This window comes from Pararhizobium gei, assembly GCF_029223885.1.
Classification (GTDB): domain Bacteria; phylum Pseudomonadota; class Alphaproteobacteria; order Rhizobiales; family Rhizobiaceae; genus Pararhizobium; species Pararhizobium gei.
Genome location: NZ_CP119409.1, coordinates 150,001 through 175,172 on the forward strand (window position 1 = coordinate 150,001; position 25,172 = coordinate 175,172).

The window sequence follows — 25,172 nt, forward strand, 5'->3', positions numbered from 1 at the left end:
GGAAAGGTGAAAAGCACCCCGACAAGGGGAGTGAAATAGAACCTGAAACCGGTTGCCTACAAACAGTCGGAGCTCGCAAGAGTGACGGCGTACCTTTTGTATAATGGGTCAACGACTTAGTGTGACGAGCAAGCTTAAGCCGATAGGTGAAGGCGCAGCGAAAGCGAGTCTGAACAGGGCGTTCAGTTCGTCGCATTAGACCCGAAACCGAGTGATCTAGCCATGAGCAGGTTGAAGGTTGGGTAACACCAACTGGAGGACCGAACCCGCATCTGTTGCAATAGATTGGGATGACTTGTGGCTAGGGGTGAAAGGCCAATCAAACTCGGAAATAGCTGGTTCTCCGCGAAAACTATTTAGGTAGTGCGTCGACCGAATACCCCGGGGGGTAGAGCACTGGATGGGCTATGGGGACTCACCGTCTTACTGATCCTAACCAAACTCCGAATACCCGGAAGTACTAGTCGGCAGACACACGGCGGGTGCTAACGTCCGTCGTGAAGAGGGCAACAACCCTGACCTCCAGCTAAGGTCCCCAAGTCATGGCTAAGTGGGAAAGGATGTGAGACTCCCAAAACAACCAGGATGTTGGCTTAGAAGCAGCCATCATTTAAAGAAAGCGTAACAGCTCACTGGTCTAAATAAGGGGTTTTGCGCCGAAAATGTAACGGGGCTAAAGCCATGCACCGAAGCTGAGGATACATATCTTAGGATATGTGTGGTAGCGGAGCGTTCCGTAAGCCTGTGAAGGGATACCTGTGAGGGGTCCTGGAGGTATCGGAAGTGCGAATGTTGACATGAGTAACGATAAAGGGAGTGAGAGACTCCCTCGCCGAAAGACCAAGGGTTCCTGCTTAAAGTTAATCTGAGCAGGGTTAGCCGGCCCCTAAGATGAGGCAGAAATGCGTAGTCGATGGGAACCACGTTAATATTCGTGGGCCTGGTGGTAGTGACGGATTGCACAAGTTGTTCATTCTTATTGGATTGAGTGGGCAGCGGAGCGGTTCCAGGAAATAGCTCCACCATTATAGACCGTACCCGAAACCGACACAGGTGGTCAGGTAGAGTATACCAAGGCGCTTGAGAGAACTATGCTGAAGGAACTCGGCAAATTGCACGCGTAACTTCGGAAGAAGCGTGACCCCATTTTACGCAAGTGAGATGGGGTGGCACAGACCAGGGGGTAGCGACTGTTTATCAAAAACACAGGGCTCTGCGAAGTTGCAAAACGACGTATAGGGCCTGACGCCTGCCCGGTGCTGGAAGGTTAAAGGGAGAGGTGCAAGCTTTGAACTGAAGCCCCAGTAAACGGCGGCCGTAACTATAACGGTCCTAAGGTAGCGAAATTCCTTGTCGGGTAAGTTCCGACCTGCACGAATGGCGTAACGACTTCCCCGCTGTCTCCAGCATAGACTCAGTGAAATTGAATTCCCCGTGAAGATGCGGGGTTCCTGCGGTCAGACGGAAAGACCCCGTGCACCTTTACTATAGCTTTACACTGGCATTCGTGTCGGCATGTGTAGGATAGGTGGTAGGCTTTGAAGCGGGGACGCCAGTTCTCGTGGAGCCATCCTTGAAATACCACCCTTATCGTCATGGATGTCTAACCGCGGTCCGTTATCCGGATCCGGGACAGTGTATGGTGGGTAGTTTGACTGGGGCGGTCGCCTCCGAAAGAGTAACGGAGGCGCGCGATGGTGGGCTCAGAACGGTCGGAAATCGTTCGTCGAGTGCAATGGCATAAGCCCGCCTGACTGCGAGACTGACAAGTCGAGCAGAGACGAAAGTCGGTCATAGTGATCCGGTGGTCCCGTGTGGAAGGGCCATCGCTCAACGGATAAAAGGTACGCCGGGGATAACAGGCTGATGACCCCCAAGAGTCCATATCGACGGGGTTGTTTGGCACCTCGATGTCGGCTCATCGCATCCTGGGGCTGGAGCAGGTCCCAAGGGTTTGGCTGTTCGCCAATTAAAGCGGTACGTGAGCTGGGTTCAGAACGTCGTGAGACAGTTCGGTCCCTATCTGCCGTGGGTGTAGGAATATTGACAGGATCTGTCCCTAGTACGAGAGGACCGGGATGGACATATCTCTGGTGGACCTGTTGTGGCGCCAGCCGCATAGCAGGGTAGCTATATATGGAATGGATAACCGCTGAAGGCATCTAAGCGGGAAACCAACCTGAAAACGAGTATTCCCTTGAGAACCGTGGAAGACGACCACGTTGATAGGCCGGGTGTGGAAGTGCAGCAATGCATGAAGCTTACCGGTACTAATCGTTCGATTGGCTTGATTGTTCTCATTGCTCGTGCTCATCGAAGCGCCAATGGCGCTTCAATGATCCCAAGCTGTCTTTTGTCCTGACGCTGTCGGCCCTTTGGGCCTGCGCTCCGGACGGGCCGCGCAACGATGCGCGACGGCCCTTGGCCTTGCGGAGCTTTGCTCCGGATGTGCCTCAAGCAGCTTGAAAAAGACGTGTTCAAAAAAGACTAGTCACTAACGACTAATCCCTAATCACTCCTAGAGTGAACCAGCTTCTCATTTTGGTTTTACCCCGCAACTGCGGTGTGAAATCTTGGTTTGCCACCTGTGTCCTCCTTCAAGGATCTGCAGTATGGCCGGCGCAGGTCCCCTTTGAGCCTCAGCGAAAAGGACAAGGCATCTGCGCCAGGAAAAACCAAGATTTACACCTGCACTGCAGGTGTAAATCTTGCCCTTAGTTGACCTGGTGGTTATTGCGGGGTGGCTGCACCCGTTCCCATTCCGAACACGGCCGTGAAACGCCCCAGCGCCTATGGTACTCCGTCTTAAGACGCGGGAGAGTCGGTCGCTGCCAGGTCTACTAAAGGCAAGAAAATACCAAACAAAATATCTTCTCATCACCTTCCGGCTCAGCCGAACAGCGGGCCGCCCTCAAGCGGCCTTTTTGCTTGGCCATACTAACCCGGATAACAGAGACAAGAGGCTGCCGTATCACGCCGATGGAGCAGCCACGCCGAACCGCAAAAGGCAAAGCCTTCGAGGACCGGCAAACAACCCGGGCTGCAACAGTAGCCCAATTCAATTCCGCGGGGTGGAGCAGCCCGGTAGCTCGTCAGGCTCATAACCTGAAGGCCGCAGGTTCAAATCCTGCCCCCGCAACCAAACATCCCTGCGATAACAATAAAGCCCCCTCGTGGGGCTTTTTGTGTTTTTGCCCTTCAATCGCACCGGCGCGGCCCATAAGTTTTTCCAGAATTGCCTGCTCGTTGAGAAAGTCGGGCTTCCTCTTGCCAGATGCAAACGTCAGGATCGCGGCAAGATCGCCGCGCAGCACGATCACCAGTTCCGCACCATCGGGCACGAGATCGATACGGCTGACCAGCGTGCGGAGCTTGTCGGCCGCCATTGCGCGCATTTCTTCATTGCCCAACTGGTCGTGGAGAGCAGCGATCTCCTTATGATAATATTTTGCCAGATTGGGATGCAGCAGGGGAGGTGGTTCTTCTGTGCCATCGAGGAAGCTGGCCAACTCTTTCTTGCGGGCTTCGAGTTTGGTGCTGCGTTCCTTGACCATATCCACCGGCATAGCGTCCTTGAGATAGAGATCAAGGATCTTTTCGAGCTCCCGGTCGATCCGTTTCGTCTCAGTCTGCGCGGCGTCGATGGAAACACGAGCCTCCATCCGCGCCTTGTTCACTTCACGCGTGAACTCGTCGCAAAACTCCTTGCAGAACTCCGGTTCCATCAAATGCTTGTCGAGCCCGTTCAGAACGGATTGTTCGAGGGTGTCGCGGCGGATGTTCAGCCGATTGTCACAAGTCCCCTTGGTCCGGGCGTTGGTGCAGCCGAGCATGTCCTTCGAAATCATGGAATAGCCGCCACCACAGCAGCCGCATTTGACGAGCCCGGTGAACAGGTGTTTTGGCCGGCGGCGTTCGTTCAGGATACGATTGTCGCCAGGCTGGGTTCCGGGCTCCAGCGCCAGTTGGTCCTGCCGTGTCTTCACTGCATCCCACAGGTTCTGATCGACGATGCGCAGGTCCTGTGACCGCAGAAGAAGTTTGTCTTTGTATGGATGAAATGAGCCGGAGCCGTGCTCGGCGCATCCGGCCGACAGTGTGATCGAAGAACCCGAAGCGAATACGCCGCAGCCGGACCCGGAATATCAGGCCTTCAAAACCAGCACGCAGAGTTACTCGGCGGGGACGACACCCCAAAGAGGCGCTCAAGATCGCCACCAGCCCAAAAATCATCTGTTGAGCTCAATCTCCTGCCGGAGGGAGCTCCCGCAGCCCTCCAATGCCCGTAGGCCACCGAGTGGGGATTATACCTTGGTGGATGACATTAAGGCGATCACCTCCGCATTCGAATAGTTGAAAGGAAACAACGTATTGACTTCATCCAGTTCCTGTCCCATCTGTTCCAGTAGCCACGCGCAAATATCTTCGATGATGGGCCTGATAGGCCGTAGACGAGGAGCGACCAGTCCATATATTTTCCCAGTCTCAATACGACGGTTGGATGCAGGAACGAGCCGGCCCTGCATGAGCAGGGAAGAAATTACACCGATCCAGCCCAACGTAATGCCTTCTCCATTTACCGCCGCTTGAAGAATCGCCGCGTAGTCAGTGAATTCGATGGTTTTCGCTGCACTCCCTTTACCCTTGGCAGCCGCATCCCAAAATTTCATCCATGGATAATCTGCGCTAGCGAAGTGCAGAAAACTATGACCCTCGCCCGAGGGGCTGTCGTCTAACATTCCGTGCGCGGCAAGATAGCCGGGACTACAAACAGGAAAAATAACCTCTGGAGCGAAGGCCCACCATTTATACCGGACATCATCACGATCGATCATTCGTTCGGCAAGGTCGACATTTTCGGCCCCACCCTGAAGTGAGCCGGTTATCAGCTCGAACCGGATGTCCACGCTGGGAAAAAGGGCGTTGAATTTACTGAGTCTTGGAACAAGCCAATAGCTTATCGTCGCGCTCAACATTGACAACGTCACAACCGGTTTAGCGGAACGTCGTTCGCCAATCTTCTGAATGGCGACAGCTATTTCTTCAAAGCCGCTTTTGACGGCAGAATAGAGCAACCTTCCCTCTGGTGTGGGGCTTAGCCCCGTGGGGCTTCGAACGAAGAGAACGGCCCCGAGTTCTGTCTCAAGTTGCGCGATGCTCCTGCTTACCGATGGCTGAGTGACGTTGAACTCCTTCGCGGAAGCGGTGAAGCTGCCCAGGCGGAGCGCCGCCTCGAAGATCAGCAGGGTTCTGGCATTCGGGAACTGACGGGAGAATGACGGCATACGCTCACTGTATGCCCCCCATGATATTTTTCAAGCTATTCAGCTCATGGCATTGCGCTCAATAATGGAAGCGGCGCCGGGAAAGGCCCGTCACGATGACGATGGGTAGGTGCAGATTGTCTACCAAGACATTTTCGTATGTCGGCAGATCCAGAGGTGCGCAGGGTGAATCAAGCAGTCCTTGAAATCAACAAGAACAAGTCCTCCAAAGATCCGTTGTTGCAGCCATTCCTTTTGAAAGGTTTGAAGCTGCGCAACAGGATAATAAGCACGAGCCATGCCTCCAACGTAGATGATGGCGGACTGCCGCTGGAAAGATATGTCCGGTATCACGAGGAGAAGGCCCGAGGTGGCTTGGCGCTGACGATGATCGGCGGATCCGCTATGACCTCGCCAGATTCGAATTGGGGTGGAGGCCAGCTTGATCTTTCGAATGACCTCGTGGTTCCGCATTTTGCAAACCTTGCGGAGCGAGTGCACAGTCACGGTGCAGCCGTTATGTGTCAGATTTCGCATCTCGGTCGCAGAGGAACATCATTCGCCGGCAACTGGTTGCCCACGGTCGCCCCGTCACGAGTGCGTGAGCGTTTGCATCGGGACATTCCAAAGGAGATGGACGATGCTGACATCAAACGGATCGTTCAGGACTATGCCAACGCCGCCAGACGCTGTCGCGATGGCGGTCTTGACGGTGTTGAGACGCTGACCGGCGGTCATCTAATCGGCCAGTTCTTGTCGCCGCGAACCAACAAGCGAACGGACAGCTTTGGCGGTTCTTTGGAGAACCGAGCTCGGTTCGGCCTTATGGTTCACGAGGCGGTCAGGCGTGCAGTGGGCGATGACTTTATCGTCGGCATTCGATTGGCGATCGATGAAGGCGGAGACGAAGGGTATAACCTTGGCGAATGTCTTGGAACGGCGCGACTGTTTGAACGGGAAGGACACGTGGACTTCTTTAACTGCATCTTCGGCAGGATGGATACCGAGAAGACACTGTCGGAACACAACATGCCGGGAATGTTCATTCAGAGCGCGCCCTTTCTCGCCGAGGTTGGACAGTTCCGAAATGAAACGAAGTTGCCGGTCTTTCACGCCGCCGGAATTCGAGACGTCGCCACGGCCCGCTACGCCATAGCAGAGGGGCTCGTCGATCTCATCGGCATGACCCGGGCTCATATCGCGGATCCGCACATGGTGAACAAACTCCTCGCTGGCGAGGAGGAACGGATTAGACCGTGTGTAGGTGCCTCCTACTGTCTCTACAAAAGTCCGTTTTGCGTGCACAACCCGGCGACCGGCCGTGAGGTTTCGTTAAGCCACACCATTGAAAAGGCCAAGGTTCCAAAGCGGTTCGTTGTGGTGGGCGGTGGGCCCGCAGGTTTGGAAGCAGCGCGCGTCGCGAGGGAACGCGGGCACGAAGTCACCCTGTTCGAAGCAGCACGGAGACTTGGTGGCCAGATCGTTTTGGCGTCCTCCGCCAAGGCACGCCGCGATCTTATTGGCATCATTGATTGGCGCGTCTCCGAACTGGATCGACTCGGTGTCGAGGTACGCTTGAACACTTTTGCTGATGGCGAGGCCGTCATGGCCGAAAAGCCGGATGTCGTTGTTGTGGCTACCGGAGGAACTCCCGACGCCGATTGGGTCGACGGAGCCGAATACTGCGATACCGTCTGGGATATCCTGAGCGGAAGCACCCCCGTCAAAGACGACGTGCTGATCTATGACGGCACGGGCCGCCAGGCGGCCGCTTCCTGTGCTCTGCACCTCGCGAGAAAGGGATGCAAAGTCCAAATAGCAACCGTTGATGACGCCATCGGCATTGAGATGCCGCCACAAGACCGGACAGGCTTCCGAAAAGGATTGGCTGAATACGACGTTCCAATAATCAATCAAGCCCAACTGGTAAGAGTGGAGCGAAAAGGAGAGAAGATCGCGGCGATCCTCCGTATCGATCTCACGGAGAAAGAAATTGAAGTGGTGGCATCTCAACTAATTGTTGAGTTCGGCACTGCGCCTTTTGATGAGATCTATCATGAGTTGCGCAGACACTCAAGCAACGCGGGAGTCACGGAGATTTCTCTCCTAGTAGATGGAACGGATTCTAGCGCCGAGAACACCGACAAATCTGCTGGTTTTGAGTTGCATAGAATTGGAGACGCGATTTCAAGCCGCGATATCCACTCAGCAGTCTACGACGCCTATCGGATTTGCTCAAAACTATAGGAAAAACTGACCTATAAGTTCCAAAACTACTCAGATCGACAATGAAGAAAAAGGGGAATCTATGACAAAGCGAAGCAACGATCCCGCGTTTGGCACAATCAGCCCAAACGACATGCAACTCATGACAAAGATGCTGGGCTGTGGCGTAGGGCGGCGCCAGTTTATGAGCTGGCTGATGGCCGCCGGCGCAACTGCGGCCGCATCTTCCACCATTTTCGCGGATGTGAGCCAAGCGTTGGCCGCCACGCCCAAAAAGGGCGACAGGTTGATCTTGGCCAGTGATCAGCACGGGCCGAACGATACCCTGAACCCAGCGCTGGCGACGTCCTCGCTCGACTATTTCCGGTTGCGTATGTTTTACGGCTCACTGACCCGCCTGACGGCGAACTTGACCTATGAACCGGAACTTGCCGAGCAAGTGACGCCCAATCAGGATGCTACCGAATGGACGTTTAAGCTTCGTCAGGGTGTCGAGTTTCACGACGGCAGAACACTCACCGCCGACGATGTCATCTATTCGATGAACCGGCATTTGGGTAAAGATTCCATCTCGAAGGCCTCGTCCTTGGTTTCCATGGTTAAAGAGTGGAAAAAAGTCGGCAAGTATGAGGTCAAGGCTATTCTTGACGCCCCTAACGCTGACCTTCCCATTGCATTGGGGACGTTCCATTTTAAAATTATCCAAGACGGACAAACGGAGTTCCAGACCACAAACGGCACGGGGCCGTATAAGATAAAGGAATTCAAGCCAGTTGTTCGCGCCATCGGTGTCAGACACGAAAACTATTGGACCGAGGGAGCTTACCTTGACGAACTGGAGACATTTGCCATCGGAGATCCGGTCGCGCGTCTGAACGCCTTCCTTGCGGGCGACGTCGATATCATCGGACCCCTGTCTCCCAGGGCCATCGATCAAGTGAATGCCACTGCCGGAAAGGAAGTATGGTCGGTAAAGTCAAGCATGACCGTCCATATCGCGTCGCAGTTGAACGTCCAGCCATCCGGGAACATGGATCTTATTCGCGCCATGCAATACTTGATGGACCGGGAACGGCTGGTAAAGGGGGTGTTCAATGGTGAGGGAACAATTGGTAACGATCAGCCAATTGGCCCCTCTTACCAGGACTATTGCTCTGACATTCCACAGAGGCAACTGGATCCTGAAAAAGCCCGATATCACTTCAAGAAATCAGGGATCGGATCGACGATTGTTCCAATCGTGACCGCAGAAGTTGCTTCAGGAGCCGTAGAGCAATGCCTCTTCCTTCAAAGAGAAGCGGCAAAAATTGGCCTCAACATTGATGTTCAGAAAGTGAACGCGGATGGCTACTGGGGCGCGGTATGGCTGAAAAGTCCGATCTGCGTTGGAAGTTGGAACATGCGCCCTACGGCAAATATTATGATGACCCTAGCCTACGAAAGTGGAGCTGCATGGAACGAAACCCATTGGAAGGATGAGAAATTCGACCAATTGCTCGTTCAAGCCAGGGGAATAACCGATCCATCCGCGCGTAAGCAAGCGTATTGCGACCTGCAGACGATGATCCACGAGGGGGCCGGACTCATATTGCCTGGTTTCCGCAACTACACCGATGGAGCGGCCGCTTACGTCAAGGGTCGGACATACGTGCCTCTGAACACTTTCGGGGGTGGCGAGTCAGCTCCCACGCTTTGGCGCGATGATGCCTGACGGCGTATAAACCGCACTCTGTCGGAAAAGAACGGCCCTGCAAATGCAGGGCCTGGAAAATGCATTTAATCAGCATTTGCCCGAGGAACATCTATGTATGGGATGATTGCAAAGCGGATTGGTATTGGCGTGCTCACAATGCTCGCGGTCTCAATCATAATATTTCTCGGAACGAGAGTCTTGCCTGGTGACGCTGCTCAGTTGCGACTGGGGCAGGCTGGAACCGTTGAGAATGTTGCCGCACTCAGGTCGAAGCTAGGTTTGGATTTGCCGCTTTGGCAGCAATATTGGAATTGGCTGTCGGCCTTCGCTCAGGGCGACATGGGGCGTTCGTTATCTAGCGATGTGCCGATCACCAATCTGATCGCAGATCGTTATAAGAATACGCTGACTGTCAGTGTTTTAACCGCTGTAATTGGCGTGCCCATTTCCCTTGTCCTTGGAATATTTGCCGCGATGTTTCCGGGCAGCCTTTATGATCGTTTTTTAACACTGATATCTGTTTCCCTTATCGCCACGCCCGAATTCTTTACGGCTACTCTGCTTGTTCTCATTTTTGTGTTCACCTTGGGAATTGGCAGTTCCGTCGTCATTGGCGACGTCGGCACCATGACGCTTTTTGAGATTCTTTCACATTTTGGAATGCCGGTCGCAGTGCTTTGTTTTGTGATCGCGTCTCAATTGATACGTATGACAAGGGCTGCGGTTCTTAACGTAATGAGTTCTACCAACCGTCAGTGAGCATGACTCTGAAGGGGGTTCCCAGCAGCCAACGAATCTGAATCTGTGATGCAAACTGGAGGTTTGTGATGGGTTCAGCGGTTTCTTTGCGATCGGACTTCGACGGAGCCAGGTTGCGGCTTCTGGCTCGGCAGACACGCGATGCCGATCAGGCACGGCGGCTTCTGGCACTTGCATCGATCTATGATGGCGGCTCACGCGCCGATGCCGCCCGGCTTGGCAGTGTGACGGTTCAGATCGTGCGCGACTGGGTGGTGCGCTTCAATGAACGCGGTCCCGCCGGCCTTATCAACGGCAAGGCCCCGGGCAAACCTTCTCTCCTGAACGATGAACAGCGAACGGCTTTGGCGCAAGCCATAGAGCGCGGACCGACCCCGTATCTGGATGGAGTCGTTCGCTGGCGTCTGTGTGATCTGGCGCAATGGATTTGGGAAGAGTTCCGCATCTCGGTGAGCGAGGAGACCCTGGGCCGCGAAGTGCGTGCCATGGGCTATCGCAAGCTCTCGGCTCGCCCAAGACATCATGCGCAGGATGCCGAGGCGGCCGAGGCATTTAAAAAAACTTCCCCGCCGCTGTGGCAGAAATCGCCGCAGGTCCCGCCAAGGGCAAAGTAATCGAAATCTGGTTCCAGGACGAAGCCCGGATAGGCCAGAAGAACAAGATCACGCGTCGTTGGGCCAAGCGGGGCTCAAGGCCGTCCGCGCCGCACGACCAGCGAACCCGATCGGCCTATATCTTCGGTGCCATCTGTCCCAAGCACGGCAAGGCCGCCGCTCTCGTCATGCCGTGGTGCGACACCCATGCCATGAACCAGCACCTGATCGAGATATCCCGCAACGTCGCCGTTCATGCACACGCCGTCCTCATCATGGATCAGGCCGGATGGCACATGTCCAACAATCTCGTCGTTCCAGAAAACATCACCATCCTGCCACTGCCGCCCAAATCGCCCGAGTTGAACCCGGTCGAAAACATCTGGCAGTTCATGAGGGACAACTGGCTCTCAAACCGAGTCTTCAAATCCTACGAGGATATCGTCGACCACTGCTGCTACGCTTGGAGAACCCTCCAGCAACGACCATGGAAGATCATGTCAATCGGCCGACGCAAATGGGCGCAAGGGTTCTAATCAGTGACGGTTGGTATTCGTCCTACGTGGAAATGGCGATTCTCAAGGGCATGACAAAAAGTCACATCGTTTGGCGGCATGCTCTCCCCAATGCGATCGGACCAATCATCAACGTAGTCGCCCTGAACCTGGCTTACCTCGCAACTGGCGTGATCGTAGTTGAGGTTTTCTTCGCATATTCTGGCCTCTCAACACTGATAGTTCAAGGAGTTCTGACAAGGGACTATGTATTGGTCCAAGGTATCGGCATGATATTCTGCGCAGCTTATGTGTTTCTTATGCTAATCGCCGATATCTGCATCATTGCATCCAACCCAAAACTGAGGCATCCAAGATGAGTGTTCAAAAAGATTATTCCTGCAATATGGAAGAACACTTTGTTTATACCTCAAGCAAGACTTTCCACTTCGTCGAGACGAAGGCCGTGGCTGTGGGAAGGTTCAAGTTCTCAGCCACCGGCAAAGCAGGCCTTATAATAGTCCTGGCTTGGCTGATTATCGCCGGCTTTGGACGATGGGTGGCGCCTTATGGCGAGAATGACCTGCCTTTTCCGGATGCTTACGGCCAGTTTCAGCCGCCTCAGGCGGGAGCTTTGCTTGGCACCGACGTAGACGACCGGGATATTCTCTCCCGTGTGATCTATGGCGCTGGAAGAACTATTGGAATCTCTTTCACCGCGACTGCGATCGCTTATGTGTTCGGCATTCTGTTGGGCTTTTTTGCCGCGATTGCGGGTCCAAAAACAGACATGGTCCTCAGTCGCATAAACGATGCGCTCCTTAGCCTCCCGACTATTATGCTTGGGATGGTCATGGTCGCTGCGGTCGGCTCAAGCACATCGATGCTGATTATCGTTGCGAGCCTTGTGTACATCCCCATCGTATTTCGAATGGCAAGGGCGATCGGAATGGAAATCAAGATGACTGATTTCATCGAGGCCGCTCAAGCGCGTGGTGAGGGCCCCTGGTGGATTGTCATGCGAGAGATATGGCCAAATGCGGCAATGCCTCTGGTTTCCGATTTCGGTTTGAGGCTGATCTACGTCACCTTGTTCCTATCCAGCCTCAGTTTTCTTGGGCTTGGCGTTCAACCGCCGCATGCCGACTGGGGATCTATGGTTCGGGAGAACCTGGGTGCATTCCAATCGTTTGGGGCGTCCATCGTGCCAGTTATTGCCCCGGCGTTTGCGTTGGCGACCCTCACAATTGGAATCAACTTAATCGTGGATGATTTCTCTGCACAGGCTGGCAGCAAATTCTCGAGGAAAATGTAACCATGACCGAAGAGAAAATTGTGTTTCAGGCCATTGGCCTTTGTGTGAGCGCAGTTCAGCATGATGGGAGTGAAACTCCGATCGTTAGAAACGTCGATTTTGCCGTCCCCAAGGGCAAGATTGTCGCCCTGATCGGCGAGTCTGGGTCTGGCAAGACGACAATTTCACTAAGTGCTCTCGGTTACTGCAGACCGGGGTTGAAATTCTCCGGCGGAGAAGCCCGACTGAATGGACACAACATTTTGAAGTTGGACGCCCGGTCGATCCGGGCAATACGGGGCGAGCGTGTTACCTATGTCGCGCAAAGTGCTGCTGCGGCATTCAATCCGGCATTGCGCATTAACGAGCAGGTGACGGAAGGTCCAGTTCGTCACGGCAGCAAGACCCAAATACAAGCCGACGAAAGAGCCATTGAGCTCTATCGCGCGCTCGAACTTCCAAATCCCGATCAGATTGGCAATCGATACCCGCACCAGGTTTCCGGCGGTCAGCTCCAGCGGCTGATGGCTGCGATGGCGCTTTGCGGGGATCCGGATTTGATCGTTCTGGACGAGCCCACGACGGCTCTGGATGTCACCACGCAGATTGAAGTTCTGAAAACGTTTAAGCGAGTGATCCGCGACTCAGGCGCCGGTGCAATATATGTAACGCATGACCTAGCCGTCGTCTCTCAGATAGCTGACTATATTGTGGTCCTTTATCAGGGGGAAGTCCAGGAAAGAGGTACCACTGACGCGATCATCAACAACGCGCAGCACCCCTATACAAAGCGTCTCATCGAGGCCGCGCGACCAAGGTTGCTTAAGGCGGAGACAAATGAGAACGAACCTTCACCCGCAGGGATGGCAGCGTTGACTTTGGACGGTGTTACTGCAGGCTACGGTACCAGCATCGACGGAAAGCTGGTCGTCCCGGTCCTCCGGGAGGTCGATTTGAGGGTTGGTTACGGGAAAACCGTCGGCTTGATTGGCGAATCGGGTTGCGGGAAATCGACATTGGCGCGGGTTGCGGCCGGCTTACTGCCGCAGGCTGGCGGAATCGTAAGGCTTGACGGGCTTGAAGTGGCACCATCTTACAAAAGCCGGTCAAAAGAGGAACTGCGGAAAATTCAGTTCGTCTATCAGATGGCCGACACAGCGCTCAATCCGAAGCACACCGTAGGCGAGATTGTCGGCCGGCCGGTAGAATTCTATTCCGGGCTCCGCGGCGCAAAAAAGCGGGAACGGGTTTCCGATCTACTCAAATTGGTGGACCTCAAACCCGAACTGGCGCAACGCTACCCTGGACAGCTGTCTGGCGGACAAATGCAACGAGTCAACCTCGCGCGTTCGCTCGCTGCCAACCCGGAAGTAATGCTCTGTGACGAAGTCACTTCTGCACTCGACAGTATCGTGTCCGCCAACATCGTCGATCTTCTGAGGAGATTGCAGAAGAGCTCCGGTTTATCGTTCGTGTTCATCAGCCATGACCTTTTAACCGTATCATCGCTCGCCGATCAGGTTGCTGTTCTCTACGCCGGGTCCATCGTGGAGAAAGGCCCAGCGCGCGAGGTCCTTGAGAAACCCGCACACCCCTATACAAAATTGCTCGTTTCTTCCGTTCCCGAGATGCGAATTGGCTGGCTTGAGGAAGAGATGGAAAAATTCCGCCCTGTCGGGGACAGTGGAAATCTTCCTAGTCTGCCAGGCATCGGCTGTGCATTCTTCACGCGTTGTCCGGTCGCCATAGTCGAAAAGTGTAACGAGACGAGACCCCCGGAGCGTACAATCGGAGTTGAGCGGCGTGTGGCGTGTCATCGCAACGCAACGGAACTCATAAGCTGATTCCGGGCAGCTTCCTCCCAGGCAGTTTTTTGAATTGAACAAGCTGCCCCCAAAAGACTGAAAGAATCAGTCTATCCCCTTTTCGATATATTCATGGAGACTGCCGTGACGCAGAGCGCATCACAGTATCAATCGTCGAACTTTAAGTTACCCTTCCCGCCCGAGGAATTTTCCCGCCGTCGTGCCCAAACGTGCGATGCTATAAGAGCATTGGATATCGATGCGATCGTTCTCACAACGCCAGCAAACTACTATTATGTATCTGGGCTTCCCTTAAAAATCAGCCTGGGCCTATTTGGCCTCGTTCTGTGTGCTGACGGAAGGGGGTTCTGGATTGGTCGCCGAACCTACATGAAGAGCGTGAGTTCATTTATAGAGGTGGCAAACTGGTCTGAAATGGCGCGGTCGATCGCAGACGAGGAAGATGCCCATCAGGTTTTTGGCGAAACAATTAATCGGCTTTTGGGACCCGGAGTGCGATTGGGTTTTGAACTCGACATGTGCACCATTTCGCCAAATGCGGTCAATGCCATTTCCCGGCATGTACATGGCTGCGAGATCCGGAACGCATCCGGAATTATCGAACGATTGCGGTCGGTAAAGTCACCGTTGGAAGTCCAGCGCCTTCGCGAGGCGGGCGCAATGGCTGCGGCTGCGATGCGTGAAGTTGTGTCGCACATCGACACGGACCAAACGGACTCGACGCTGGCTTCTTTGGCCTATTCTTCTCTCATGACCCTTGGAAGCGATCAATTGGCGATGCCGCCAATCGTTGTATCTGGGCCGCTGAGCGCTACCCAATCCACTGCTGGTCGGACCAGAATAAGTGCGGGAGATCTCATCACTCTCGAGTTTTCTGCGGCTGTTGATCGGTATTGCGCTCCTATATATCGGATAGGTTCGATCGGACCGCCGAACAGCGAAGGTGCGTATCTGCACGCAGCCTCTCGTGCGGGTTTACTAGCGGCCCTGCAGAACATCGGGCCGGGGATGACCTCTCATAGTGCTGACCAAGTCGTTCGCGCCGCCATTGCTGTCGAAGGTTGTCTGGAATACTTCACCGTGCGCGCCGGGTATAGCGTCGGGATAGGTTTCCCGCCAAGTTGGGATGAGGATCACATCATGAAACTCAGCCCCGGAAATGATCAAAAGCTTGAACCGGGCATGGTTTTCCATCTCGTGCCTGCCTTGTATCAGGCAGGAGTTGGCGCTGCTTGCTGCTCTAACACCATCCACATTACGGAAAACGGTGCAGAAGCACTTGTTCCGATCGAAAGCAAGATGCTGATTGCTTGAGCCACGGCGAGCAAATGTAGGGCGAGTTGAAAGAGCTTTGCGAGCTTCAATCTTTTTGGCCGTAATCGCCATTACAAATTCGGTCGCCGTTCACCCTGAAATGATTGGATCCAACGGCGTACTCCACCGACGTGCCTCGGGCGGCATCAGGGCATGAATTGCAGGATATAGGAGATATGAATGAGAATACTCGTGCCCATAAAGCGGGTCGTCGATTACAACGTGAAGATCCGCGTCAAGCCGGATGGTTCCGGCGTCGAACTCGCCAATGTGAAGATGTCGATGAATCCCTTCGACGAAATCTCCGTCGAGGAAGCGCTGCGCCTCAAGGAAGCCGGCAAGGCTTCGGAAGTCGTTGTGGTGTCCGTGGGTCCGGCCAAGGCCGAGGAAACCCTGCGCACGGCGCTGGCCATGGGTGCTGACCGCGCGATCCTGGTCGAAACCGACGATCTGGTCGAGCCGCTCGCCGTCGCCAAGATCATCAAGGGCGTGGCGGAAGCCGAACAGCCGGGCCAGATCATCGTCGGCAAGCAGGCGATCGACGACGATTCGAACCAGACCGGCCAGATGCTCTCGGCCCTGCTCGGCTGGGCGCAGGGCACATTTGCGTCCAAGGTCGAGATCGGTGACGGCAAGGCACAGGTCACGCGCGAAGTCGACGGCGGTCTGCAGACCATCGAGATCAAGCTGCCGGCGGTCGTCACCACCGACCTGCGGCTGAATGAGCCACGCTACGCCTCGCTGCCTAACATCATGAAGGCAAAGAAAAAGCCGCTCGACAAGAAGACCCCGGCCGATTTCGGCGTCGACACGACGGCTCGCCTCAAGGTTCTGAAGACCGAGGAACCGGAAGGCCGCAAGGCCGGTGTGAAGGTCAAGTCCGTCGCCGAACTCGTCGAGAAGCTCAAGACCGAAGCCGGCGTGCTCTAATTCTAGAAAAGGGAGACTATACCATGGCCATTCTTCTTCTGGCTGATCACGACAACGAAACCCTGTCCGACCAGACCGCCAGGGCGCTGACGGCCGCCGCAAAGATCGGTGGCGACGTGCATGTGCTGGTCGCCGGTTCCGGCGCACAGCCTGCAGCGGATGCTGCGGCGAAACTCGCCGGCGTATCCAAGGTCCTGCTTGCCGACGACGCCTCGCTCGCCAACAACCTCGCCGAGCCCTTGGCAGCTCTCATTGTCTCGCTCGCCGACAGCTACGACACGATCATCACGGCGGCAACCTCGGTCGGCAAGAACGTCGCGCCGCGCGTCGCTGCCCTGCTGGATGTCGCGCAGATCTCGGAAATCACCGAAGTTGTCTCGGCCGACACGTTCAAGCGCCCGATCTATGCCGGTAACGCCGTCCAGACGGTCCAGTCGAGCGATGCGAAAAAGGTGATCACCGTGCGCACGGCTTCGTTTGCTTCGGCGGCGGACGGCGGCTCGGCAACTGTCGAGACAATCGCGGCCGTAGCCGACCCGGCCCTGTCGTCGCATGTTTCCGACGCGCTCTCCTCGTCGGATCGTCCGGAACTGACCTCGGCGAAAATCATCATTTCCGGAGGCCGCGCTTTGGGCTCCTCGGAGAAGTTCCAGGAGATCATTCTGCCGGTAGCCGACGAACTGGGCGCCGCCGTCGGTGCAAGCCGTGCCGCCGTCGACGCGGGCTACGCGCCGAACGACTGGCAGGTCGGCCAGACCGGCAAGGTCGTCGCTCCGCAGCTCTACATCGCCTGCGGCATTTCCGGCGCCATCCAGCACCTCGCCGGCATGAAGGATTCGAAGGTCATCGTCGCCATCAACAAGGACGAGGAAGCCCCGATCTTCCAGGTCGCCGACTACGGCCTTGTTGCGGATCTCTTCACAATCCTGCCGGAACTTGAACAGACACTATAATGCGCGAAGCGCTGTATCTTTCCATGCTCGGCTTCCAAATACCCCGATGACGAGACGCCACTCCAACGGCACCATCGGACGCTTTAGCGAAGCATTTGTGAAGGATCAGCTCAAGCACACGGCCGGGACCGACAGCGGTTTGCACTCGCCGACTGAAAACGCAGTGCCCTTGCACCAGTCAGCACCTTGATCAGAATCCCCGAACAGGCAAACGGGTAAAACTCAATCTACGCCTCTGCCGAGAGCATCTTCCTTTCCCGCGCCGTCCGGAGCCGCGCAAAATCGTCGCCGGCATGGTGGGACGAGCGGGTGAGCGGGCTGGAGGCGACCATCAGGAAGCCCTTGGTGTAGGCGACGGTCTCGTAGGACTTGAACTCCTCCGGCGTCACGAAGCTCATGACCTGGTGATGCTTGCGGGTCGGCTGCAGGTACTGGCCGATCGTCAGGAAATCGACATCGGCGGTGCGCAGGTCGTCCATCAGCTGCAGCACTTCGTTGCGCTCTTCGCCGAGGCCCACCATGATGCCGGACTTGGTGAACATCGTCGGATCGAGTTCCTTGACCCGCTGCAACAGCCGGACCGAGTGGAAATAGCGTGCACCTGGGCGAACCGTCAGATAATTGCCGGGTACGGTTTCCATATTGTGGTTGAAGACGTCGGGCTTGGCGGCGACGACACGCTCCAGCGCACCGGGCTTCTTCAAAAAGTCCGGTGTCAGGATCTCGATAGTCGTCAGCGGCGACGCGGCACGGATCGCCCGGATCACCTTTTCGAAATGCTCGGCGCCGCCATCGGCCAGGTCGTCGCGGTCGACGGAGGTGATCACGACGTGGGACAGGCCCATCTGCTTGACGGCCTTGGCGACGTTTTCCGGCTCGGCCATGTCGAGCGCGTTCGGCTTGCCCGTGGCGACATTGCAGAAAGCGCAGGCGCGGGTACAGATCTCGCCCATGATCATGAAGGTCGCGTGCTTCTTGTCCCAGCACTCGCCGATATTCGGGCAGCCGGCCTCCTCGCAGACCGTGACGAGCTTGTGCTCCTTCACGATTGACCGGGTTTCCATGTAGCCGGGTGACATCGAGGCTCGGACGCGGATCCAGTCAGGCTTTGCCAGCAGTTGCGTATCGGGTCTATGGGCTTTTTCCGGATGGCGCAGACGGGCTGGCGCGTCAGCGGGATAGGTCTTGTCGAGAATGGTGACCATGATGTCGTTCTTCCTTGCGCCGTCCGGGCTCAGAGCGTGTCATATATTCCGGCGATTGCCAGAAAGTCGGCTGCTTTCAAACTTGCGCCGCCAATCAGTGCGCCATCGACATTGTCGATGGCCATGAGTTCGGCCGCGTTGGATGCCTTGACCGAGCCGCCGTAAAGCAGGCGCATTGTTTGCTCTTCCTTGCCGAAGCGGGTGACGAGTTGGGTGCGCATGAAGGCATGCGCCTCAAAGATATCGGCAATCGTGGGCGTCCGTCCGGTGCCGATCGCCCAGACGGGCTCATATGCAATCACGGTATTGGCAGCGGTGCCCCCATCCGGAACCGAACCGGCGAGCTGGCGCCCAAGGACGTTCAGTGTCTCTCCGGTTTCCCGCTCGGCTTCCGTCTCGCCGATGCATATGATCGCGATCAATCCGGCTGCATGCGCCGCCTGGGCCTTCCTGCAGACGAGTGCGTCCGTCTCCTTTTGAAGGGTGCGGCGCTCCGAGTGGCCAACGATGACGAATGTGCCGCCACCATCCGCGATCATCTCCGCCGAGGTTTCTCCCGTATAGGCGCCGGAGGAGGAAGTATGGCAATCCTGTGCGCCGATCCGCAGGTCCGTTCCGGCGCAGAGCGTTGCTGCTTCATGGAGCAGGGTCGCTGGCGGGCAGATCAGCGTATCGGTCTTGCCGGCAAAGGCGGAAACACCCGCTGCAATCGCCGTCAGTGTATCGAGAGATGCCCGCAGACCATTCATTTTCCAGTTGCCGGCAATCAGCGGCTTGCTCCCCGGTGTCATATCGGTCGTCCCTTCTGCCTTCGGCGTGCCCTGTTGATGAGGGCGCTGTATGTTTGTGGAATGCTGCCGTTACGGCGCGAGTGAGGTCACCCTGTGGTGGCGGGTCAGAAGGGATGTGGTGTGAGCGATCTCATCCGCCAACCGCAGATCGTCCCAGCCCAGTTCACCTGCGGCAATCGCGGCGATGCCGGCAAGTGCCGCCGGCGTGATCGCATTCTCGAAGGGAAGAAGCGTTCTGCGCAGAATGATGTCGGCAAGCCGTGTTACCCGCTCGGTCTGCAGCATCCAGCGGATTTCGTTCTTGTAATACAGTCCATCGCCACCAACCGGTTTGCCGTCCCCCTCGGCCATCATGGCGGCCACGTGGCGTGCCTGGCTTCCATAACGGCGATAAAGGATCGCGGCCACTGCCGGCTCCAGCCCGGATGCCGTGGCAATCCCGTCGATTGCCCGGTCATGCCCCTCCGGGTCCGTTGCCAGATTTCGTCCGCCACCAATGGGTTGCGACAGGGTGCTTCCGGTTCTTCGCATACCGATTCGTTTCAGAACCGCATCGCAAATCTGCTCCGCACAGGCCCGGTATGTCGTCCATTTACCGCCCACCAGAGTTAGAACAGGAAAGGTGCGGTTCGTCTCCGGTTCGAATTCATGAAGGGCGTGATCGCGGCTGATCGATCCCGTCGTCGCATCACCGCTCCACGGCAGAGGGCGAATGCCGGCATAGGCGAACACGATTTCCTCCTTGCGCGCCTTGGCGCCTGGCAGGACCTGTTCGAGAACATCGAACAGGTAGTCGATTTCCGCGTCGGAGCACCGTGCGCCGTCCGGATCGTTGACGCGGATATCGGTCGTGCCGAGAAGAATATTGTCCGTGTCGAGCGCATAGACGAGGCAGGCGCGGAAATCCCGCGTTTCGAAATACAGCATGCCATCGCCGAGTTGGCGGGCGAGATCGGGCCGGCGCATGATGAGGTGCGACCCGCGTGTCCCGCCGATCAGGCGTTTTTCGATATGAAGCCGGCGATCGACCTCGTCGGCCCAGGCACCTGCACAATTGATCACGAGCTGTGGCTTCAGCGTGAACGTCTCCCCGCTGATTTCATCCTTCAAGCGCACCTGATCGCCATCTGTTCCGTCCAGGGACAGATAGGGAAGGGCGATCGATTGCGGACAATCGCGTTCTGCATCCTTCACCAATTCAAGAACCAGGCGCTCGGGATGAACAAGGCGCGCGTCGTAATATTCGGCGACCGCGCAGACCTTGTCGGAGAGCCCCGGCATCCGGCGCTTGCTTTCGCTGCGTGACATCAGCCGGTGTGTCGGCATCATCTGGTTCTTGCGGCCGAACCGGTCGAAAAAGACGAGGCCCAGTTTGACGACAAGAATACCTTTTGCGCCGGGTGTCTTCTTCAGCTTCAGGAACCGCAGACCGGCGGAAAGCATGCCACCGAACCAGCTGAAGGCCGGAACCCAGACCGGGATCGGCTTGACGAGATGCGGCGCATTTCGGATCAGATGGTTGCGCTCGATCACCGACTCGCGCACCAGTTCGAATTCACCGGTTTCGAGATAGCGCAGCCCACCGTGGATCAGGCGCGATGGCGCAGCACTGGTTCCCGATGAAAAATCGCTTTTGTCGATCAGGATCGTTGGAACGTTCTGCAGGGCCAGATCTCTATAGAGACCAATGCCATTGATCCCGCCGCCGACGATCAGGATGGGCGCGCTGCCGTCCCCGGATATCGTCCTGAGCTGCTGCAGAACCTCGTTGCGATTGCGCATCACCCTCTCCATGCTTGCCAAACTATTCCTGGCTACTCCCCATAATGACAGTTTATTACTTTTGGAAGAGACATAAAGAAACTTCAAAAAGAAGATATAATAATTATCAATATTTTTCAGTTATTTATGTGTGTATAAAATTTTCTTACAAATCTGATTGACAATTTTCCCTAGTCCAATAGCCTTAGCTTCAGAGGAAAATGCCGGACAGGAAGCCTTTCCCAGCGCGCTGAGTGGAGACAGTGCGCACCGGCCTGGAGGAGGAACCATGCGCGAGCGCCTTATAGGCATTGACGCCGGTGGAACGATGACGAAAGTCGTCCTGTTTGACCTGAACGGAAATGAGGTCGGCAGCGAACGGCGGACAAACGTCATGCTGTTGCCGCACGAGGGCTGGACCGAGCGCGATGCCGACAGCATGTGGCGCGCCGCGTGCGAGTGTATCGGCATCCTGCTCAAAAAGACCGCTACAGATCCGGCCGATATCATTGCCGTGACCCCTTCGGGCTATGGCGGTGGCGTCTATTTGATCGACAAGGACGGTGTGCCCGTTCGAAACGCCCTGGTCTCGACCGATACGCGCACCATTCCGCTGATTGCGCGCTGGACCGCCTCGGGTCGTGCCGCTGCGGTTTCAAGGCACATCGAACAGCAGATATGGCCGGGTCAGACCCTGCCGATCCTGGCCTGGATGCAGGAAAACGAGCCGGACACGCTGCGCCGTACGGCGCATGTCATGGCATGCAAGGATTTTCTGCGCATGCGTCTCTGCGGCGACATCTCGACCGATCCAACGGATGCCGGCTGTTCCGGCATCATCAACGTCACGCGGACGGAGATTTCACGCGAAGCGTTTCACGAAGCGGGAATAACAGCATGGTTGGACAAGCTTCCGCCGATCGGCCCGAGCGTCGCGATCGTCGGTGGCGTCAGCGAAAAGGCCGCCAGCCAGACGGGCCTGCGCGCTGGGACGCCTGTCGTGCGTGGCGTCTATGATGTCGTCGGTTGCTCGATGGCATCGGGGGTCGAGCGGCCGGATCAACTGGCCGCCGTCGCTGGCACTTTCAGCATTCATTCGACCGTGCACAGCACGCCGTCTCACAACCCCCTGCCGACGATTCAGACTCCCTATCCTGTCGCCGGGCAATTTCTGGCGACCACCGCGACGCCGACCTCGGCCAGCAATCTGGAGTGGCTTTGCAAGACCATGCTGTCGGCCGAAGCGCATCAGGCCCTGCTCGAGGGACGCAGCGTTTACGACATCTGCAACGATCTGGTGGCCGGAGCGCTGACGCGCAGCAACAGCATTCTCTTCTTCCCGTTCCTGTATGATGGCCCGCAGGGCGCCCCTGCCGGTTTTCTCGGGCTCAAAGCGGGCGTATCGCTCGCCGACATCATCCGTGCCGTCTACGAAGGTGTTGTCTTTGCCCATCGCCAGGACATGTCCTACCTGCTGGATGGACCCGATGCCGCCGATCCCAAGGTCATCCGTCTGGCCGGTGGACCGTCGAAAAGCGCTGTCTGGGCGCAGATGTTCGCAGATGGCCTTGGACTTCCCATCGAGATTGCCAACGGAACGGAGTTCGGGGCGAAGGGTGCGGCGATCTGCGCATCGGTCGCAACCGGCATTTATGCCGATATTCCCACTGCAATCGCCGCCATGGTCCATGTCGATCAGAGGTTCGAGCCTGACCCGGTCAGGGCGAAGGTTCTCACGGCAAAATACAACATCTATCGCGCCGCTATCGACGTCGTGGCACCCCTCTGGTCGCAATCCCAGGACTGCGAGGATTCATCCTATGAGAACAGCGGATTGCAGCAGGCGCTGGCAGTCTGACGTGACTTGCAGGAAACGGACGATGCTCAGAGAAGGTGTTGCGGCCCATGCTTGAATTGAAGAACATAACGAAGGTTGTTGGTGCGGATACGCATATCCATCCGACTGATCTGACGCTTGAGCGGGGTTCGCTGAATGTGCTGCTTGGGCCGACGCTGTCGGGCAAGACGTCGCTGATGCGGCTGATGGCGGGGCTTGACAAGCCGACGACGGGCACGATTGTCTTTGACGGCAAGGATGTGACCGGCCTGCGGGTGCAGGATCGCGGCGTTGCGATGGTGTACCAGCAGTTCATCAACTATCCGGCGATGACGGTCTATGAGAACATCGCCTCGCCGATGCGGATCGCCGGCAGGGACAAGGCGACGATCGACCGGGAGGTGCGCAAGGCGGCCGACCTGATGCGGCTGACGCCGTTTCTCGATCGCATGCCGCTCAATCTGTCCGGCGGCCAGCAGCAGCGCACGGCCCTTGCCCGCGCCATCGTCAAGAACGCCAGTCTCGTTCTGCTGGACGAGCCCCTTGCCAACCTGGATTACAAGCTGCGCGAGGAACTGCGGGAAGAACTGCCCAAGCTGTTTGCCGCCTCCGGATCGATCTTCGTCTACGCGACCACCGAAGCGCAGGAAGCCCTGCTGCTGGGCGGCAACACCGCAACCATGAGCGAAGGCCGGATCAGCCAGTTCGGTCAGACGATCAACGTCTACCGCCGGCCGCATGATCTGGTCACGGCAAAAACCTTTGCCGATCCGCCGCTGAACACGATCGACCTCACGAAAGCCGGCGCCGCCTTCCAGCGCAACGGCGCACCCGTGCTGCCGGTGCCGCAGCATCTTGCCGCCCTGCCGGACGGCCCGTGCACGCTGGCCTTCCATCCGCACCACCTTTCGGTCCGGCGTCCGCACGAGACGGCGGCGGTCCTGCCTGCCCGGATCATCATTTCGGAAATTGCCGGTTCCGAAAGTTTCATCCACGTGGCCTTTGGAGACCACCGCTGGGTGATGCTGGTACATGGCATTCACGATATCGACGCCGATACCGATGTCGGCCTGTTTGTCGATACCCGGCATCTGATGGCCTTCGGCGCGGATGGCAGGGCGATTTCCGGCGACAGCCGGAAAGCGGCGTGAGGACAGATCATGGCACGCATCAATCTCGATCATATCCGCCACGCCTACGGCCTTCGCCTGTCGGCTCCTGGTGACTACGCATTGAAGGAAGTCCACCATGAGTGGAACGATGGCGGCGCCTATGCGCTGCTGGGTCCGTCGGGCTGCGGCAAGACCACGCTGCTCAACATCATTTCCGGGCTGGTGCAGCCGTCCGAAGGCAGGATCCTGTTCGACGGCAAGGATGTGACCAACCTGTCGACCCAGGAACGCAACATCGCGCAGGTGTTCCAGTTCCCGGTGATCTACGACACGATGACGGTCTACGACAATCTGGCTTTTCCGCTGCGCAACCGGAAGGTTTCCGAACCCGAGGTCGATCGCCGTGTGCGAGAAATCATCGAGATGATCGGCCTGTCCGACTGGGCAAAGAAAAAGGCGCAAGGGCTGACCGCCGACCAGAAGCAGAAGATCTCGCTCGGCCGCGGCCTGGTGCGCTCGGATGTCAGCGCCATCCTGTTCGACGAGCCTTTGACCGTGATCGATCCGCATATGAAATGGGTGCTGCGCTCGCAATTGAAGCGGCTGCACAAGCAGTTCGGCTTCACCATGGTCTACGTTACCCACGACCAGACGGAAGCGCTGACCTTCGCCGACAAGGTCGTGGTCATGTATGACGGCGAGATCGTCCAGATCGGCACGCCGGCGGAACTGTTCGAAAAGCCGAAGCACACGTTCGTGGGATACTTCATCGGTTCGCCGGGCATGAACTTTTTGCCGGCGAAAATCGAGGGCTCCACGGTCGATCTTGAGGGCCAGACGATCGATCTGTCCTTCGCGCCGCAGGTGGCGCCGGGCGCCAGGACGGAACTCGGCATTCGCCCGGAATTCGTGAAGCTCGGGCGAGAGGGCATGCCGGTGACGATTTCCAAGGTCGAGGATATCGGCCGCCAGAAGATCGTGCGGGCGCAGTTCGGCGGGCGGCCGATGGCCATCGTTTTGCATGAGGACGGGGAAATCCCGGCGGAACCGAAGATTACCTTCGATCCGGCGGCCATCAACATCTACGCCGATAGCTGGCGCGTCGGCGCGGAGGGCTGAA

Annotated in this window: 18 protein-coding genes, 1 tRNA gene and 2 rRNA genes (1 of these 21 running past the window's edge); 16 read left to right on the forward strand and 5 right to left on the reverse strand. The window is 56.9% G+C overall.

Annotated elements, in window-relative coordinates; translation table 11 throughout:
- The 3 genes from PY308_RS00685 to PY308_RS00695 form a co-directional block, all read left to right on the forward strand.
- Positions 1–2,295, forward strand: a 23S ribosomal RNA gene (locus PY308_RS00685); it begins 623 nt to the left of the window's first position.
- A gap of 427 nt (positions 2,296–2,722) precedes the next feature.
- Positions 2,723–2,837 (forward strand): 5S ribosomal RNA (gene rrf, locus PY308_RS00690).
- Positions 2,838–3,065: 228 nt separating this feature from the next.
- A tRNA-Met gene (locus tag PY308_RS00695) sits at positions 3,066–3,142 on the forward strand.
- Here the strand turns inward: PY308_RS00695 and PY308_RS22915 are convergent.
- Both PY308_RS22915 and PY308_RS00705 read right to left on the reverse strand, forming a co-directional pair.
- Entirely contained in the window at positions 3,099–3,848 is a 750-nt protein-coding gene (locus PY308_RS22915) for a hypothetical protein (protein WP_350339843.1), read from the reverse strand. The two genes, PY308_RS00695 and PY308_RS22915, sit on opposite strands and share 44 nt — an antisense overlap.
- Positions 3,849–4,304: 456 nt before the next feature.
- Positions 4,305–5,285: a LysR substrate-binding domain-containing protein gene (locus PY308_RS00705; RefSeq protein WP_275786906.1), complete on the reverse strand. Its 981-nt coding sequence runs from the start codon at positions 5,283–5,285 to the stop codon at positions 4,305–4,307.
- 138 nt (positions 5,286–5,423) lie between these two features.
- Between PY308_RS00705 and PY308_RS00710 the strand changes: the two genes are divergently transcribed.
- The 10 genes from PY308_RS00710 (at position 5,424) to PY308_RS00750 (ending at position 17,346) form a co-directional block, all read left to right on the forward strand.
- The gene (locus PY308_RS00710; RefSeq protein ID WP_275786909.1) at positions 5,424–7,511 is read left to right on the forward strand and encodes an NADH:flavin oxidoreductase; all 2,088 of its coding nucleotides are present in this window, start codon (positions 5,424–5,426) and stop codon (positions 7,509–7,511) included.
- A gap of 61 nt (positions 7,512–7,572) precedes the next feature.
- Positions 7,573–9,201, forward strand: a complete 1,629-nt coding sequence (locus PY308_RS00715; protein WP_275786912.1) for an ABC transporter substrate-binding protein — start codon at positions 7,573–7,575, stop codon at positions 9,199–9,201.
- Between the two features lie 93 nt (positions 9,202–9,294).
- Positions 9,295–9,942 carry an ABC transporter permease gene (locus tag PY308_RS00720; protein WP_275786914.1) on the forward strand — a complete coding sequence of 216 codons (648 nt, stop codon included), beginning with the start codon at positions 9,295–9,297 and terminating at the stop codon, positions 9,940–9,942.
- Positions 9,943–10,010: 68 nt separating this feature from the next.
- Positions 10,011–11,071 (forward strand): IS630 family transposase gene (locus PY308_RS00725; protein WP_275786915.1). Its coding sequence is split into 2 segments (ribosomal slippage): positions 10,011–10,503 and positions 10,503–11,071, totalling 1,062 coding nucleotides; the frame shifts between segments, so codons are not numbered across the junction.
- Between the two features lie 50 nt (positions 11,072–11,121).
- Entirely contained in the window at positions 11,122–11,409 is a 288-nt protein-coding gene (locus tag PY308_RS22920; RefSeq protein WP_350339844.1) for an ABC transporter permease subunit, read from the forward strand.
- A complete protein-coding gene (locus PY308_RS00730) occupies positions 11,406–12,344 on the forward strand; it encodes an ABC transporter permease (RefSeq protein WP_275786917.1) in 939 nt (312 codons plus the stop codon). The genes PY308_RS22920 and PY308_RS00730 overlap by 4 nt, the downstream gene beginning before the upstream one ends.
- Positions 12,345–12,346: 2 nt before the next feature.
- Positions 12,347–14,167 carry an ABC transporter ATP-binding protein gene (locus tag PY308_RS00735; protein ID WP_275786919.1) on the forward strand — a complete coding sequence of 607 codons (1,821 nt, stop codon included), beginning with the start codon at positions 12,347–12,349 and terminating at the stop codon, positions 14,165–14,167.
- A 105-nt stretch (positions 14,168–14,272) separates the two neighbouring features.
- Entirely contained in the window at positions 14,273–15,463 is a 1,191-nt protein-coding gene (locus tag PY308_RS00740) for a M24 family metallopeptidase (protein WP_275786920.1), read from the forward strand.
- Between the two features lie 180 nt (positions 15,464–15,643).
- Positions 15,644–16,393, forward strand: coding sequence for an electron transfer flavoprotein subunit beta/FixA family protein (locus PY308_RS00745; RefSeq protein WP_275786922.1), 750 nt, complete (start codon positions 15,644–15,646; stop codon positions 16,391–16,393).
- 23 nt (positions 16,394–16,416) lie between these two features.
- Positions 16,417–17,346: an electron transfer flavoprotein subunit alpha/FixB family protein gene (locus tag PY308_RS00750; RefSeq protein WP_275786925.1), complete on the forward strand. Its 930-nt coding sequence runs from the start codon at positions 16,417–16,419 to the stop codon at positions 17,344–17,346.
- Between the two features lie 227 nt (positions 17,347–17,573).
- On the opposite strand, the gene lipA is transcribed toward PY308_RS00750, so the two are convergent.
- From lipA to PY308_RS00765, 3 genes are all read right to left on the reverse strand, one after another.
- The gene (lipA, locus tag PY308_RS00755) at positions 17,574–18,551 is read right to left on the reverse strand and encodes a lipoyl synthase (RefSeq protein ID WP_275786928.1); all 978 of its coding nucleotides are present in this window, start codon (positions 18,549–18,551) and stop codon (positions 17,574–17,576) included.
- 29 nt (positions 18,552–18,580) lie between these two features.
- A complete protein-coding gene (tpiA, locus tag PY308_RS00760) occupies positions 18,581–19,342 on the reverse strand; it encodes a triose-phosphate isomerase (protein ID WP_275786930.1) in 762 nt (253 codons plus the stop codon).
- Between the two features lie 69 nt (positions 19,343–19,411).
- Positions 19,412–21,124 carry a glycerol-3-phosphate dehydrogenase/oxidase gene (locus PY308_RS00765; protein WP_275786934.1) on the reverse strand — a complete coding sequence of 571 codons (1,713 nt, stop codon included), beginning with the start codon at positions 21,122–21,124 and terminating at the stop codon, positions 19,412–19,414.
- A 268-nt stretch (positions 21,125–21,392) separates the two neighbouring features.
- Here PY308_RS00765 and PY308_RS00770 point away from each other — a divergent pair, with 268 nt between their 5' ends.
- Genes PY308_RS00770 through PY308_RS00780 form a run of 3 tightly spaced genes read left to right on the forward strand, consistent with a single transcriptional unit; the run spans position 21,393 to position 25,171 of the window.
- Positions 21,393–22,961, forward strand: coding sequence for an FGGY-family carbohydrate kinase (locus tag PY308_RS00770; RefSeq protein ID WP_275786937.1), 1,569 nt, complete (start codon positions 21,393–21,395; stop codon positions 22,959–22,961).
- Positions 22,962–23,008: 47 nt separating this feature from the next.
- Positions 23,009–24,091 carry an ABC transporter ATP-binding protein gene (locus tag PY308_RS00775; protein WP_275785508.1) on the forward strand — a complete coding sequence of 361 codons (1,083 nt, stop codon included), beginning with the start codon at positions 23,009–23,011 and terminating at the stop codon, positions 24,089–24,091.
- 9 nt (positions 24,092–24,100) lie between these two features.
- Positions 24,101–25,171: an ABC transporter ATP-binding protein gene (locus tag PY308_RS00780; protein ID WP_275785506.1), complete on the forward strand. Its 1,071-nt coding sequence runs from the start codon at positions 24,101–24,103 to the stop codon at positions 25,169–25,171.
- The last annotated feature ends 1 nt before the right edge of the window (position 25,172 follow it).